This window comes from Streptomyces sp. NPDC031426, assembly GCF_055581585.1.
On record NZ_JBVIJE010000036.1, the window covers coordinates 54,161 to 69,020 of the forward strand.

The 14,860-nt window shown below is 69.0% G+C and carries 15 protein-coding genes; 10 read left to right on the plus strand and 5 right to left on the minus strand.

Features of this window, described 5'->3' with window-relative positions:
* Nucleotides 1–611: 611 nt before the first annotated feature.
* From ACZ5NH_RS40415 to ACZ5NH_RS40425, 3 genes are all read left to right on the plus strand, one after another.
* Complete coding sequence (locus ACZ5NH_RS40415; RefSeq protein WP_468782754.1) at nucleotides 612–1,871, plus strand: nucleotide sugar dehydrogenase; 1,260 nt, start codon at nucleotides 612–614, stop codon at nucleotides 1,869–1,871.
* A gap of 165 nt (nucleotides 1,872–2,036) precedes the next feature.
* A complete protein-coding gene (locus ACZ5NH_RS40420; protein WP_468782756.1) occupies nucleotides 2,037–2,210 on the plus strand; it encodes a hypothetical protein in 174 nt (57 codons plus the stop codon).
* A gap of 29 nt (nucleotides 2,211–2,239) precedes the next feature.
* On the plus strand, nucleotides 2,240–3,517 hold the full coding sequence (locus ACZ5NH_RS40425) for a glycosyltransferase family 2 protein (protein ID WP_468782758.1): 1,278 nt from the start codon (nucleotides 2,240–2,242) through the stop codon (nucleotides 3,515–3,517).
* Between the two features lie 484 nt (nucleotides 3,518–4,001).
* On the opposite strand, the gene ACZ5NH_RS40430 is transcribed toward ACZ5NH_RS40425, so the two are convergent.
* From ACZ5NH_RS40430 to ACZ5NH_RS40450, 5 genes are all read right to left on the minus strand, one after another.
* Nucleotides 4,002–4,916 (minus strand): replication-relaxation family protein, encoded by a 915-nt coding sequence (locus tag ACZ5NH_RS40430; RefSeq protein WP_468782760.1) that lies wholly within the window; start codon nucleotides 4,914–4,916, stop codon nucleotides 4,002–4,004.
* A gap of 404 nt (nucleotides 4,917–5,320) precedes the next feature.
* A complete protein-coding gene (locus tag ACZ5NH_RS40435; RefSeq protein ID WP_451556869.1) occupies nucleotides 5,321–6,025 on the minus strand; it encodes a hypothetical protein in 705 nt (234 codons plus the stop codon).
* Nucleotides 6,026–6,145: 120 nt separating this feature from the next.
* Nucleotides 6,146–6,487 (minus strand): hypothetical protein, encoded by a 342-nt coding sequence (locus tag ACZ5NH_RS40440; RefSeq protein ID WP_468782762.1) that lies wholly within the window; start codon nucleotides 6,485–6,487, stop codon nucleotides 6,146–6,148.
* A 282-nt stretch (nucleotides 6,488–6,769) separates the two neighbouring features.
* Nucleotides 6,770–7,294: an NUDIX domain-containing protein gene (locus ACZ5NH_RS40445; RefSeq protein WP_468782764.1), complete on the minus strand. Its 525-nt coding sequence runs from the start codon at nucleotides 7,292–7,294 to the stop codon at nucleotides 6,770–6,772.
* Nucleotides 7,291–8,556: a helix-turn-helix domain-containing protein gene (locus ACZ5NH_RS40450; protein ID WP_468782766.1), complete on the minus strand. Its 1,266-nt coding sequence runs from the start codon at nucleotides 8,554–8,556 to the stop codon at nucleotides 7,291–7,293. The genes ACZ5NH_RS40445 and ACZ5NH_RS40450 overlap by 4 nt, the downstream gene beginning before the upstream one ends.
* 230 nt (nucleotides 8,557–8,786) lie before the next feature.
* On the opposite strand from ACZ5NH_RS40450, the gene ACZ5NH_RS40455 reads away from it, so the two are divergent.
* From ACZ5NH_RS40455 to ACZ5NH_RS40485, 7 genes are all read left to right on the plus strand, one after another.
* Entirely contained in the window at nucleotides 8,787–9,215 is a 429-nt protein-coding gene (locus ACZ5NH_RS40455; RefSeq protein ID WP_451555708.1) for an ATP-binding protein, read from the plus strand.
* 179 nt (nucleotides 9,216–9,394) lie between these two features.
* On the plus strand, nucleotides 9,395–9,658 hold the full coding sequence (locus ACZ5NH_RS40460; RefSeq protein WP_468782768.1) for a hypothetical protein: 264 nt from the start codon (nucleotides 9,395–9,397) through the stop codon (nucleotides 9,656–9,658).
* Between the two features lie 333 nt (nucleotides 9,659–9,991).
* Nucleotides 9,992–10,123 carry a hypothetical protein gene (locus ACZ5NH_RS40465; RefSeq protein ID WP_468782770.1) on the plus strand — a complete coding sequence of 44 codons (132 nt, stop codon included), beginning with the start codon at nucleotides 9,992–9,994 and terminating at the stop codon, nucleotides 10,121–10,123.
* A gap of 77 nt (nucleotides 10,124–10,200) precedes the next feature.
* A complete protein-coding gene (locus ACZ5NH_RS40470) occupies nucleotides 10,201–11,379 on the plus strand; it encodes a TfuA-like protein (protein WP_468782772.1) in 1,179 nt (392 codons plus the stop codon).
* Entirely contained in the window at nucleotides 11,376–12,524 is a 1,149-nt protein-coding gene (locus tag ACZ5NH_RS40475; RefSeq protein WP_468782774.1) for a YcaO-like family protein, read from the plus strand. The genes ACZ5NH_RS40470 and ACZ5NH_RS40475 overlap by 4 nt, the downstream gene beginning before the upstream one ends.
* On the plus strand, nucleotides 12,517–13,305 hold the full coding sequence (locus ACZ5NH_RS40480) for a class I SAM-dependent methyltransferase (protein WP_468782776.1): 789 nt from the start codon (nucleotides 12,517–12,519) through the stop codon (nucleotides 13,303–13,305). The genes ACZ5NH_RS40475 and ACZ5NH_RS40480 overlap by 8 nt, the downstream gene beginning before the upstream one ends.
* Nucleotides 13,306–13,321: 16 nt before the next feature.
* Nucleotides 13,322–14,353 (plus strand): NAD(P)H-dependent glycerol-3-phosphate dehydrogenase, encoded by a 1,032-nt coding sequence (locus ACZ5NH_RS40485; RefSeq protein ID WP_468782778.1) that lies wholly within the window; start codon nucleotides 13,322–13,324, stop codon nucleotides 14,351–14,353.
* The last annotated feature ends 507 nt before the right edge of the window (nucleotides 14,354–14,860 follow it).

Here is a 14,860-nt window from a genome sequence, read left to right on the forward strand (position 1 = left end):
AAACAGCGCGCGGCCTCCAATCGTGCTTCAGCCCATGTGTGGCGATCCGGGAACAGCGCTTTCGTTTGAGGGACGGCTATTGCAACCCTGACCAGGCGCGGACAGGAAAAGGAATTGTGAAGATCGATTGGCGAGGTCCCGGTTCGGCTGCGTCATTGGATCGTAGGCCATTCACCGATGCAGGGCAGCGCCAAGCTGCAGGCGTTTACCGAGCGTTGAACGCAAGGATGCTGATCACGGGCGGGCTGGCGGATCGCCCGGGCGTCCTGCGGCCTCAGGGAGAGTTCACGGGTATCGACTCGGTAAAGAGGGTTCCGTATCGGGAAGGCTTATTGAATCCTTAAGGTCCACAAATAAGGGGGAATTGTGAAGATCATTGTGCGTGTCTGGCATCGGACATGAGGTCCTCAGACCCGCGATCGACGGTGGTGTATCGAAACCTGTGACTGCCCCGGCCCGACGGGGGCTTGGCGCAGTCGCTGACACACACCGGTTCATGCAGTACCCGACGCCGCGGCTGCCTGCTTCAGGAACAGGCAGCTGCACTTCAGGGGCGCCGTTTCCCGGTCTGCGCATGTCCGCAGGCCGGCTCAAGGGGAGGGACCACCACCATGCACATCTGCGTGCTCGGGCAGGGCTATGTCGGCCTGCCCTTAGCTCTCAGTGCGGCCGAGGCCGGACACATCGTGACCGGCTATGAACCCGACCACGAGCGTTGCGGCCTGCTGGCTGCCGGCGTGTCGTATGTCGAGGACATCTCATCCGCCCACCTTCAGGACGTACTGCGTTCGGGCGCCTACCGGCCCAGCTCGGATCCCAAGGACCTCAAGGGCTTCGACGTCGCGGTCATCACCGTGCCGACACCACTGACCGACAGAGCCCCGGACCTCGCCTGCGTGCGAGAGGCCGGGCGCACGCTGGCCGGATGGTTGGAGCCGGGGGCCACCGTGGTGCTCGAGTCCACCACGCACCCCGGCACCACCCGCGACGTCCTCATACCCCTGCTGGAGGACGGCTCGGGCCTGATCGCGGGGCGGGACTTCCATGTCGGGTTCAGTCCCGAGCGCATCGATCCGGGCAACCCCGACTGGCGGCTGGAGAACACACCGAAGATCGTCTCGGGGCTCACGGAGGCATGCCTGCGGCGTGTGAAGGCCTTCTACGACTCGGTCACCGACGTCACCGTTCCGGCCTCCGGGCTGGAGGAGGCCGAACTGGCCAAGGTCTTCGAGAACACCTACCGGCACGTCAACATCGCGCTGGTCAACGAGCTTGCGCGCATGGCTCACACGCTCGGCGTGGACGTGTGGCACACCCTGGACCTGGCCGCGACCAAGCCGTTCGGGTTCACCAAGTTCCAGCCCGGCCCCGGCGTGGGCGGACACTGTCTTCCCATCGACCCCGTCTACCTCAGCCATCATGTCAAGGCACGGCACGGGCAGACCTTCAGGCTCATCGAGCTGGCCCAGGAGATCAACGAGAGCCAGCCCGACTACGTGGTGCGGCGTCTGCAGGACGCGCTCAGCAGCCGCTTGCGTCGCAGCGTGCACGGGGCACGCATTCTCGCCCTTGGCGCGGCCTACAAGCCGGGCACGTCCGACACCAGGCAGTCGCCGGCTGTCCAGGTCATCGACCGGCTGCGCGCCATGGGCGCCGATGTCGTCGTCGTCGATCCGTATCTGCCCGACCACAGCCGCCGACAGATTCCCTTCGCCGGAGCGCCGAGCGATGAGAGCGTGGCCGACTTCGATGCCGTCGTCCTGCTCACATCCCACGCCGAGTTCGACCTCACCCAGCTCGCCGACGAGGCCGCCTACGTGCTCGACACACGCGGTGTCATGGCACCCGCACCACACGTCGAGCGGCTCTGACGCCCCCAGCGAACCGCAACCCGGCCAAGCAGCGGCATGCAGTCGTCGGTCAACTTCACGAACCACGAACGGCACAGGGCACGCAGCCCCCACTTCTTTCGCAGTGGACGGCTCGCGCTCGGGCATGCCGACGGCGCATTCGACACCCTCGAGAAGGACGGAAACATGTACGGACACAACGGTGCGGGTGCCGCGATAGGCACCGCAGCAGGAGGAGCAGCACTGGCCGCCACCGGCGGCACGGGGCTGGGATGGATCGTCCTGGGAGCGATGCTCCTGGTGCTCAGCGGCGCGGCGGTCTTCCGCCTGGCGACCCGCAGCAGGCGGGTGTCCGCTTGAGCACTGCATCACGGGCCAGATTCACCGTGGTGACCGCAGTGGTGGCGGCGGCCCTCGCCGCTGCCACCGTGGTGGTCCACCTACAGTCCAAGAGCCCCATCCTGACGTGCTACTGGTGGCTGGGCATGGTCGTGATCCTGCTCTGCCTGCTCTCGTTCCTCAAGGGCCGCTCCTTCGCGCACCTACCTGTCGCTCACGGCCGGACGGTCGCCATCATCCCGGCCTTCGAGGAGCCCACTGAGAACCTGCACCGCACCGTGCGCTCGCTCCTGGCCCAGACACATCCCATCGACGAGATCCACGTGATCGACGACGGCTCCCGGCAACACCCCGTGGAGCCCTTCAACCACCCCCGGGTGTTCTGGCACCGGCAGGACAACAAAGGCAAACGCGGAGCCCAGGTCACTGTGCTCCGGCACCTCCACGAGGAGGGGAAGCACTTCAACTTCGTCCTCACCATCGACTCGGACGGCGAGCCCTTCCCGGATGCTCTGGAGCAGCAGCTCCGCGCCATGAGCAACCCGAAGATCCAGGCCACCACCGGCATGATCTACATCCGTAACTTCGAGGAGACCTGGGTCTCCCGGGCCGCGGACATCGACATCGGCACATCCTGCGTGATGATGCGTTCCTCACGCTCCATGCTCGGAGCCCTGGAAACCACCTCGGGAGCACTGGCCCTCTACCGGGCCGAACTGCTCTACGACCACCTGGACGCCTACGAGGTGGAGTGTGGCACAGGTGACGACCGGTGGCTCGCACTGAGAGCCCTCATGCGCGGCGAGGTCGTAGCCGTCAACGAGGCCGGCGTAGTCACCGACATGCCGACCACCCTGCGCAAGACATACCGCCAGCGCCTGCGTTGGGCCCGGTCCTGGTGGTGGATGCTGCCGTTTGTGTACTCACGGCTGTCCTTCAAGCAGCTCATATCACCGACATTCGGTCTGCTGCAGCTCGTTATCACCCCGGTGATGCTGGCCTGGACCGTCGTCATGACGGTCCTGACACTTGGCGGCCGCTACCACAACCCCGGCGTGGCGCTGGTGTACCTCGGCACGTACATCGTCGTCCGGTACGGCCAAGCAGGCCTGTACGTGCTCATGCGGCCGGACCTGACCACACGCCAACGGTGGCACTCATGGCTCGTCGGGACACCCGCGGCCGTGTTCATGAACGTCGTGCTGCTGTGCCCCACCCGCTACTGGGCGTTGTTCAAACTCCGAGACAACGCCTGGCAGTCACGCGGGCTGACGGCCAAGACCGCCCTGCCCGGCGGACGCCACCGCGCTCGTCCCCAGACGCCGTAAGCGGTACCAGCCCAGCGCACCGACGGCGCAACACCGCATACGGGGCGTCCATGGCCGCTGGCTGAGATGGTAGACGCTGGTTGCCTGGCACCGCGCCAGACAACCAGCGCCAGGTATAGCCGCACTCACCCGCAGCCCGCACACACGAGTCCGCACCGACGCCGACACGCGTTGTTCTCCCTCTGCCTCTGTCACCCAGCGCAACCACGGCCCTTGCCAGCCCACGCGGATCAGCGACTTCCTGTTGCGTGCGGCCGTGGTTGGAGGTCCGGGGCAGCCGCTCTCGCGGAAGCAGGCTACGACTTCCGTCTCGTCCTCGGCGACGGTGGCCACAGCCCCAACCACGGCGGAGTCCTACTCCCCGATGCGCTCCGATGGCTATGACGCTCAGCCACAACCTGACGAAAGCTGCCCGAATGATCACTCCATCCGGGCTGCACCCGGGGCGACAGACTGATCAACCACTGTTGCTCGCGCAGGCGACTCATAGGTCGGTCCATGGGCGAGGCTTGCCGCCGGTCAGAGGCATCCACACGGCCTGGGCGGGACCGTGCTGCTCGAGGTCTTCCAGAACGGCGGCCCCTAGTCGGACTTCGCGGGCGAGGGTCGCTACGAGCGGGTGCTGGGCCACCATCGCCTGCAGATCTCTCATGCGATTTTTCAGCCTGGCTCGGGAGGCACCGGTGAGCACGAAGAGCACGCGGGGAAAGACCGGATACCAGCGCAGCCAGGCAGGACCCGCGGTGGCCTGCCTGCGCCGGCCCACGGGCTGGGCCTCGTACTGGAACAGACGCGCGTACTCGATCAGTTTCACGGCCAGCCGCCCGCTGCTCATGGTGCTGCGGTCGACTTCCACGAACGCGCGCAATTTCCGCCGGTGTTCGCTCTCGACGACGGTGTAGTACATGAGGGCGTCGGCGACAACCCGCTCGCCCTCGCCGATGGAGTGGGACACCTCGGGGGTCCAGTCCCAGGGGCCGTGCTCGTGCCTGAGCCGGCGGGCGTCTTCGGCGAAGGCAAGGTGGGCGCGTACGACGGTGAGCGTGTGCGGGGTTTTCAGCGACGCTGCCGTGGTCGAGGCGATGGGGTAGGGCGGTCGCCCCCGCAGGACGGGCAGGTTTCGGGTCAGCTGTGCGCCTTCCTGCGTGAGGTACCAGCCTTTGGTACGGGTCCGGTTCGCGTCCGGCAGCACCGTGCAGTCGACGAAGCCGTCGGAGCGCAGCCTGTTCAGCACGCGGGACATCAGCTGCCGCGTGCCCTCCGGTCGCAGCATCCGCCGCAACTGGCTGGTGGTGGCGACACGGTGCTGGGCGAGCCCGGCCAGCACCTGGTGGGCCAGGGGCTCAGCGGGGCTGGGGGCCAGTCTCGTCGCCGAGGTACTCCGTGCGGCGCTGCTCATGGGGTGTTTCCCTCCGCGGCCGTGGCGGTCTCCGACGGAAACCTTCGGTTGCTGCTGAGGAAACCCGCGGGCTCCGACCAGAACCCCGACCACGAAGCGCCGACCATGGTCACGAAGTCGAAACAGCCCACCGAGGCCGGCATCCATGGCTCCGACCACGGGCCGCCCCGCGCCCGGACAGCTCGGAACGGAGTTCGTGACCGGCTCGGCAGGAGGCCGCCGGTGTTGTGTGCAGAGGGCGGCCTTACGAGAAGTTCGGCGATGGCCGGTCCGTAGCAGCCGGGGCTGCTGCGGGGCGTGGTGGCGAGCCACGTCATGCCGGCCATCGTGCGACATCTGGCCCGCAAGGGACCAACGACCCGTAACCGGATGTCGCGTCTATGGGGCGGTGGGAGGATGCGCGCTCACCGCCGGTTTCTGCCTCGGGGTTGGGCGGCTTGCTCGAGGATCCGTCGGCGCGTCCAGCGCCGGCGCCCGCCCTTCTCCGTGAGTGCGTCGGGGGTTTCCAGCAAGGGCAGGTTGCCCTGGGACAGGCTGCTGGAGAAGGAGTTGATGCTCTTGAATCCCAGCAGTGCTGCGGCCTGAGTCGCTCCGAGGAGTTCGTCGGGGTCGCCGTCGACGGGGACGTCGGGCAGTGCGGGGGCGGTGCGTTTCGCGCCGGCGTGCTTGCCGCGGCCCGGCCGGGTGGCCATCCAGTCCAGCAGGGTCTGCACGCGCCACATCTGCCGGCGGTAGGGGTTTTCGGCGGTGCCCAGCTCTTCGACGACGTCCGGGTCGGGGAAGTAGCCAGGGTGGTCGCGGACGAAGGTGGTGACCTGGTTGGGGTTCTTGTAGCCCAGGAACCTCGAGGCCTCGGCGGCGTTCAGCAGCTCCCCGGGGTCACGGGCGGGCGGTGTGTGCTCGCGCAGGCGTGCCGGCGGGCGGTTGGCGAACCACTCGGTGACCTGCGCGTGGTCCCACAGGCGGGCGCGGCCGCGCATGCCGGCGATTTCGGGGAAGCCGTTCTCGGCGCGGTCGTTGTAGAGGCCGCTGATCCGCGCGGGCGTCAGGCCCTGTTCAGCCGCGATCTCGGCAGCGTCGGCCAGGCGAGGCTCACGGCGCGAGGTCATGGCAGTCCGTCCTGTCGGAGGTGAGCCGGCCCGCCCGGCTCGCAACTCACATAATGGCAGGAGTTTGGGGTGGGGGTCCACTACGCCGCCCAGGTCTTCCCGGCCGGCACGAGAACGAAGTCATTCCTCCGGGATCAGGCACACACCGCGGCGGGCCGCGTCCTTGGCCATCTCCGTGTAGGCCAGGGCCGCCGGAGTCATCTCCCACTCGGCCAGGGCGAGCAGCAGGAGCAGCTCGTTGCGGTCCTGGGACGCGTCGTACGGCATGCCGGCCCCGGTCGCGGCCGCCACCAGATCCTCGCTGGACAGCCCGGCGAAGCGGGCCGCCACCGTGTCGCGCAGGGTTGCAAAACCCTGCTGGTACAGCTCGCTCGCTTCGCTCAGGAGCAGCACCAGGTCCTCGTCGGATGTGGCTGATGCGGCCGCGGCCAGGTCGAGGAGGCGCTGGGTGGTCGTCGTCATCAGCAGCAGTATGCCTTCCAAGGAGGATCAGAGGCTGCCGGGAAGCCTCAGAGCGGAGCTGCGCAACCGTCGCGCGGTGATCGCTGTGTCCGCCGGGCCCGGCGGGCCAAGTCGGGCTTCTTGCGGGGTTCCTTCTCGAGGGCCGTGCGGACCTGCTCCTTGAGGGCGGTGAACTCCGTTCCGTCGTCTGGGCAACCACGCCGGGGTCGGGAGTTCCGCACCCCGCCCCTCGAGGTGCGTCGCCGCGTCCGGTGCGTCGTTGCGGCTTGTGCTGTGTGCTGGTCACATCAGGGGTGTGCCGTCTCGGAGGTACAGCGGCCGCCCCGCCTCGAGTGCGTTCAAGGCGCCCTCGAACCTGCGTCGCATCCGCTCCCGCAGGCGAAGACCGGCTTCGGCGGCCGTGACGAAAGCGGCCTCGGACAGCTCTTCGTCTCGTGGCCGTAGCCGGTCGGCCTGGTCCTGGTTGAGCGTGCCGCCGTCGAAGATGAACGCGAGCTGATCGTCCCAGGGGCCGTGCGGAGCGACCCAGTCCACCACGAGCAGCCCGCGCAGCGTGACATGGAGGCCGAGTTCCTCCAGCAGCTCCCGGCGCACCGCTTCCTCTGGTGGCTCGTTCGCTTCCGCCATCCCGCCGGGCAGGTCCCAGCCGGGCTTGTAGACGGGGTTCACCAGGAGTACGCGGTCGGAGCCGTCGCGCAGCAGCACATCGGCCGCCACGCGCTTGCGGGCCTGCTTTGCGTTGCCTTCCGCGAGGTAGGCATTCCAGGCTTCGGGGTCGGAGGGAGCGGGTGTCTGGGCGGGCCTCATGCGGTGGTGCCTCCCGGTGACGGCGGGATGATGTCGGCCAGGAGGAGCATTCTGGCCCGGCGCGCGTCATCGAACTGCGCCAGGTAGTCCCTTACCGGCGGATACCCGCGGTGCGGCTCCAGCAGCCGGCGCAGCCCGTCGAGCTGCTGCACGACCCGGACCGAACCCAGGGTCGGGCTCGTGCTGAGCAGGTCATGACCGACGCTGACCGCGGCGTCCAGGTCACCGCGGCGCACATGGATGTCCACCAGGCTGATCCGGCTCAGCGCCAGTGACCGCGTCCGTCCGGCCTCCCGCAGCGTCACAGCCCGTTCGGCGTGCGTCAGCGCCTCGTCGTATTGCTCCAGGTCGCGCAGGATCAGCGCTGACTCGCTGGCCAGCGCGGCGGCGTCAAACGGGCTCAGCCACGGGTGATCGGCAGCGGGCGCCGCTTCGAGATCACTGTGGGCAGCGTCCAGCGCACGGGCGGCCGGAATGCGCTGAGCCGCGACTGCCAAGGCCCGCGCTTGCATGGTGTGCAGTCGTGCCGTCAGCGCAGGAATCCTGGGGCCCTGGGCTGCCAGGTCGCGTCCGGTTTGCGCCCAGCCGACAGCCCCTGCTGCATCTCCGGTCTGAAGGGCGAGGTGGCTGCTGCTGGCGGCGACGTGGGCGGCCAGCGGCAGGTCGCCAGAGGTCTGGGCCAGGGGGAGAGCGCGGGCGAAGTGGCTTGCGGCGCGGTCGTTGTGGCCGGAGTCGTGAGCCATCCATCCGGCCATCTCGGTAAGCGCCGCTGCGGCGGCGAACACCTGCGGGCCGGAGGCGATGTCGACCAGCCGGGGCGCTACCCGGTCGCTCAGGTGCCTGACGACGGCCCCGTACAAGCGGCCGCCGCCGGTCTGCCGGTCGGCACTGCGGAAGTGGTCCACGGCCACCAGGTCGTCACCGTCCGGCGGCGCATGATCGGCCCGCTGATGTTCCGGTGCTGCGGGCGCGGGCTCCCACGACCGGCGGGCCAGCCCCAGCAGGTGGCCCGGGATGTGGAAGGCATCGGCGATCTGCTCGAACAGGCTGAGCTTTTCCACCCGGCTCTTGCCGTTCATGTAGTCGTACAAGCGCCCCTGTGTGATATCGACTGCGGCAGCGAGGCGCCGCGTACTGACCCCCCGCGCATTGAGCATGCGGAACACCGCGCCCACGTCCCGCTCGGCGCACGCTTTGAGAAGGCGCTCATCACCGAGCAGACCGGCGATGACCTCACGTGGGGCCGGTGACTGACGGTCCATCTGCGGCTCCCCCGAGTAGCGGTGTGTACCGATGCTACGACCAACGGACTTGAGGTGACTCCGGGTTGGAGTCACGTTCTGGAGTCTTCCCGCCCCCGTGCACGGTTGTTGACTGTCTGTCAGCCGTCGAGGGGCGAGCCCATGAATGCTCCTCGCGGCCGTCCCGCTCGCATTGCTTCCCTCAGTTACAGCGGGCGAGACCCCCACCCGCCCCGACCAAGGCGTTGACGATGACGATGACCGACGAACAGGTAGGACATGGGCAGGTCCCACGACAGAGCGTCACCCTCGCGAGCGAGGCCGCCAGCGTTGCGGCAGCGCGGCAGATGGTCCGTGAGGCATGCGATGAGTGGGGCATGAGCGCTGACGCCGCAGAGACCGGCGCACTCCTGATGTCCGAACTCGTCACCAACGCAGTCCGGCACGCGCACTCCCACAGTGTCCGCGTGATCGCCGAGCAGCCGCGCCCCGACCGTCTTCGCGTCGCCGTGGTCGACAAGTCGCGCCGCATGCCCGAGATGCACCACGCCCAGCTGGACGACTTCGGCGGCCGGGGCCTGGTACTGGTCGATGCCCTCTCCGACCGCTGGGGAACCGACCTCCTCCCGTGGGGGAAACGCGTTTGGGCTGAGGTCGCGATCAAGGATGGCGACCAGTGACGGCCCGCCGTCGCATGCCGACGCCGGACAGGAAGACCGCCAGCGCACGTCTTCTCGGCGCTGTAGCCGCTGGGCTCGAATGTGCCCCCGGACAGCGGCGGTTGCCGCCTGGCCAACCCCAGGCACCTGTGCCAGGTGCTGCGCGCGTAGCCGTCACCGACAAGAGCCGGGTACGGCCCGTGATGCTCGACGCGGGCGCCGAGGACCTCGGTGGCCGTGGCCTGGCCCTCGTCGACGCCCTGTCGCAGCAGTGGGGGACCGACCCGCTGCCCTGGGGTAAACGCGTGTGGGCCGACATCGATCCGGCCAACGACTTCGCTCCCGCGGCCTCAGACGATGACCGCCGGCTGTTCGCCACTTTGGTCGCGCGGATCGGCTACGTGCTCATCGTCGTGGCGCTCGCCGCCTGGCTCGCCGTGTTCATCGTCGGCGGCACGCCTTGATCCTCTCGACTCCCGCCCCGCCCGCAACGGCCACTAGCCCTTCTTGTCCTGGGTGAAGGCCATCGCGGCTCGGGGCGGGTCCCGGTCCTGCTGCCGCCCGGGGTGAGCAGGGCAGCGGGACCGTCCTTCCCATCAGGTCGGCGGGTATCGGGTCCGATTGGTGGGGCGGGTCCCGGTCTCTGGCATGTCCCCAGAGGCCGGCCCTGGGCTCCGCTCACGGCTGTCCAAGGTCGCGGAGCGGGCAAGGCCCCGGCGCGTGATGAGGCGACGCCGGGTGCAAGGCCTGGAGGGCGACCTGCTCTTCGGGCGGACCTCTCAATGAAGGGACTGTTCATGTCCAAGGCGCAGGAAGCCGCGCAGGCCACCGAGGGCGTTGCCGAGGTTCAGGACCCCGCTGACCTGGTCGACACGGCGGTCGTGACGCGAAGCGAGGACGTCGAGCAGGAGGAGTGCTTCACGTTCTGATCGATCCGGCTCGAAGGGCGTTCGGCCGCGGCGGTGGCCGGACGCCTGCCCCATCTGTGCTTCCCCCTGGAGATCATGTGATTCACGTCTTCACCGGGCCAACGCTGAGCCCGGACGACCCCGCCCTGCAAGACCAGGCCTTACAGTTCCTGCCGCCGATCCGGCATGGTGACCTGTTTGCCCCGCACATCACGGCCGGTGACACGGTCGTCATCATCGACGGTGTCTACCACCACTCGCCGGCCATCCGGCACAAAGAGATCATCTGGGCGCTCGGCCAGGGCGTCCGCGTCATCGGCGCGGCCAGCATCGGCGCCTTACGAGCCGCCGAGCTGCAAGAGTGCGGCATGATCGGTGTCGGCGCAATCTGGCGCGCCTACGCGAACGGCCTCCTGGACGGCGATGACGAGGTAGCCGTCGCCCAGTCCACCGAAGGCGACCTCCACGCCTGCACCTGGCCCCTGGTCAGGGTGAGGCAGGTCGTCGCCGCAGCCCTGACGAAGGGCGTGGTCGACGCCAACGAGGCAGACCGGATCGTCACCGCCTTGGCCGACGTGTACTACGCGCACCGGTCGCTGGACGCGGTGAGGCTGATCGGCCGCCGAGAGGCCCACGCCTTCGCCGAGTGGCTGGCTGACGCGCTGGACGCTGACCCGCACTTCGGCGACGTGAAGCGGCAGGACGCCCTGGACGCTGTCGACCTGGCGCGGGAGATGGACAAGGTCCCGGCCGAGCCGGTGGAGGGCCTGATGTGGAGCACGCGTTGCTTCCGCCAGTGGGCCAACGAAGCGGCCGCGCAGGACACCGAGCACGGCCGGCTCTCCACCGCGCAGCGGGTCACCTATCAGCAGGTCTTCGATCCCGGGTTCAAGGACGTCTGGTGGGATTACCTGACCGGCCTGGGCGCGCCCGAGCTGCCCCCGGCGCTGGCGTGCGCGGTGATCCACCCGCGCACCGATCTGACCGACCAGGCCACCACCGCCCGGCTCCTGGTGCGGGAAACCACTGACGACCGCGCTGACGTCGCCCGGTACGCGGCCATCAACGCCGGGGCGTGCCAGGCGAACCGCGGCTTCTTCCCCGAAGCAATCAAGGAAGACGTGGTGCGTGACATGCTCGCCGCGGTGTGGGGCACCGACCCCGCCGACCTGGAAGAGGAGGCCTGGCTGCGGGGCCTGCACGGAAGCCGTGAGGCCGTGGATGCAGCACGCCCCTTCGTGCTCGGGTTCCTGCGGGACCAGGAGGCCGCCCGGTGACCGGCATCAGCCTGCGCGGCACCGTCCGCACCCGCGCGCCCGAGGACACCTGGGAGGCGCTGAAACCGGAGATTGCACGGCTGGGAATCACCCGCTTCGCCCGGCTCACCGCCCTCGACTATCTCGACATCCCGGTGTGGACGGCTGCACGGCCGGCTGCCCACACGCTGGTGACGTCACAGGGCAAGGGCGCCACCGACACCCTCGCGAAGGTCTCCGCCGTCCTGGAGGCCGCCGAACTGTGGCACGCGGAGCAGCCGGTACGAATCGCCGAGCGCGCCACGCACAGGGAGCTGAGCCCGCCGTACCCGATGGCTGCACTCCCGGTGAAGATCGACCACCCCCCCCTCTGCGACATCGAACTGGACTGGACGGCCGGCACCGGACTGAACAGCGGCGAAGACGTCCTGGTGCCAGCGGACCTGCTGCGCCGCGAAGCACACCGCAACGGGCTGCGGCCCGAGGTGTTCGCCGCCACCAGCAACGGCTTGGCATGCGGCAACACGCGCGCGGAAGCGACGCTGCATGCCCTGCTGGAGACGGTGGAGCGGGACGTCCTGCACCGCGACCACGCCGCTGGCGGACAGTTCCGGGCTCTGCTCGACCCGGCCTGTGTGACTGACCCGTACTGCGCAGAGCTGATCGGCCGGTTCCTCGACGCCGGGATGTGGCTGGAGACCGTCCATGTGGGCAGCCCGTACAGCATCCCGGTATTCGCGGCCTACATCTGGTCCGAGGACTACCCGGTGGTGTTCGCCGGGTCCGGCTGCCACGCGCTCCCGGAGATCGCCCTATCGAGGGCGCTGACCGAGGCCGCGCAGTCTCGACTGACGTACATCGCGGGCACACGCGACGACCTGGACTCGCACGAGGCGACGTTCGCAGCACAGCCGGACAAGCCGGACCTGGCCGTCCTGCCTGCACGCGAGTGGCCGCAGTGCACCGGCCTGTGCGTAGACCTCGAGCCGAATGTCGACCGGCTGCTCCACCAGGTAGTCGCGACCGCTACCAGCGTCACCGGGCATGAGCCGATCGCCGTCACCCTGCACGACGCGCAGGCGTACGCGGCGGTGAAGGTCGTGAGTCCCGGCATGGAGATGCGGATCACCCGCTCCATCCCCCGGACCAGGGAGCGCCATGAATAGCCCGGTCCTGACCCACGCGGAGCGGCAGACGGCTCGGGTGTACGACGCGATGTATGCCGCCAGGGCGGCCGGCACGATCACCTGCGACCTGTATGCGCAGGCTATGGGCGACGTCTACCCACACGAGGTTGACGCGTCGAGTTCCTGCGACTGGCCGCTGCTCGGCACCATGGTGGCCAAGCTGCGGCTGGCGCCGGGCCAGCAACTGGTAGACTTTGCGTGCGGGACGGGCGGTGCAGGCCTGTGGCTGACCCGCGCGCTGTCCGTGTACGCCACCGGAGTTGACGTCTCCGCCACGGCGGTCGGTCTGGCCGCCCGCCGTGTCCAGGAGTTCGACCTGCCGGCCGACCGCGCCAGGTTCGGTGTCGGCTCGCTGGCTGCGACCGGCCTGCCCGACCGGTACGCGCACGGGCTGATCTGCGTGGATGCCCTCGGGTTCGAGCGTGACCGCAGGAGGGCGCTGGAGGAGATCCGGCGCGTCCTGAAGCCCGGCGCCCGGGCGGTCGTCACCTCCGCCCGCTCCCGCACCAGGCCGGCCATGCCGACTTGGCCGGAACAGGCCAAGGGCGTCGGGCTGATCCTCGATGCCGAGGAGGAACGGCCGCACGAACCAGGGATGTGGCAGCGACTCTACGCGCTGTGGGTCCGGCACGAGGCCGAGCTGCGGGCGCAGCTCGGTGACGCTCAAGCCCAGAACATGCTTGCTGAGGCACGCATGAGAGGGCCGAAACTCCAGGAACGGCTGGCGCTGGTCGTTACATTGAGGCGGCCTGAGGACTGAACAGGAGATCCATCGCATGTCTCGTCGTGTTGCCGTCTACGGAGCCGGCTCCTGGGGAACCGCGTTCTCCCACGTGCTGGCCGACGCCGGATGCGAGGTCGCGCTCTGGGGGCGCCGAACGGCGCTGGTCGACGTGATCAACGACACGCGTGCCAACCCCGACTACCTGCCCCAGGTCAAGCTGCCGGACAACGTCCGGGCGACGACCGACCCGGCCGAGGCGGCGCGCGGCGCAGACATCGCTGTCCTTGCTGTCTCCGCCCAGAGCGCTCGCCCGCTGCTGGAAGGCTGGGCGGGGCAGTGGGAGAACCGCACGGTGTTCGTGTCGCTGATGAAGGGTGTGGAGCTGGGCACCGGCCGGCTCATGAGCGAGGTCATCGCCGAGACGACCGGCGCGTGGCCCGACCGGATCGCCGTGGTGTCCGGGCCCAACCTGGCTGCCGAGATCGTCGATCGCAAACCGGCCGCGAGCGTCGTCGCCTGTGCCGAGGAGAGCACGGCCGCGCTCATCCAGACGGCATGCCACACGGCGTACTTCCGGCCGTACACGAACACCGACGTCATCGGCTGCGAACTCGGCGGTGCCATCAAGAACGTCATCGCCCTGGCCGTCGGCATCACGGACGGCATGAAGCTTGGAGACAATGCCAAGGCCGCCCTGGTCACCCGAGGGCTCGCCGAGGCAACCCGGCTCGGCGCCGCCATGGGCGCCGACCCGCTCACCCTCGCCGGGCTCGCCGGCATGGGCGACCTGATCGCGACGTGCTCGTCCACGCTGTCCCGGAACCACACCTTTGGTGCCCACCTGGGCCGGGGCCTGAGCGTCGAAGAGGCGCGGGCTGCCACGACCCAGACCGCGGAAGGCGTCGCCTCCTGCAAGGCCATCCAGGGCCTTGCCGAACGCCATGACGTGGAGATGCCCATTACCCGGGCCGTGGTCGACATCATCCACGGTGGCCGCAGGGCGGCGGGTGTCGTACAGGAGTTGATGTCCCGCGCTACCAGGCCCGAGAGTCTTCGGCATCGACCGGGTGTAAAAGACGCCTGAAAGGTGCAGCGGAGCGCCCCCGCGGGAAGCGGGGGGCGCTCCGCGCTGCTCGACGGCTTAGCAGGCGATACCTGGCAGCAGCGGCCTCTTGCTGGACGTAGTCCGCAACTGTCTCCAGCGCGGCCCCTTGAAACGCCGTGGCCGGGATGGGACCGCGGTGGCTTCCGTGCCGTGGAGCGCGGAGTGGTCGGGAACCGTACGGCGGCTCGCTGTGCTTCGTCTGGAGGCCTTCAGGTGGCCACGGCGCCGAGCCGTGCGGGGTGGGCGGCGCTGATAGGGCTCTTTGAGATTGGCTCTGGCCGCAGTTCCGTGAAACAGCCAGCGGCGAAACGGCGGCAGTTGGGACGCTCGATCCTTACCGGCTGCGGCCGGGGTGGGCCTGCCCCGGAGTCGCGTCGCCACGTTAGGTTCACTCAGTGCGTTGTGGCAAACCGGATCTTGTTCGAGCGGCAGTGGGTGATCATCTGGACTGGGGTTCGGGTGCGGTCGCGGGCATGAGAGAACGGG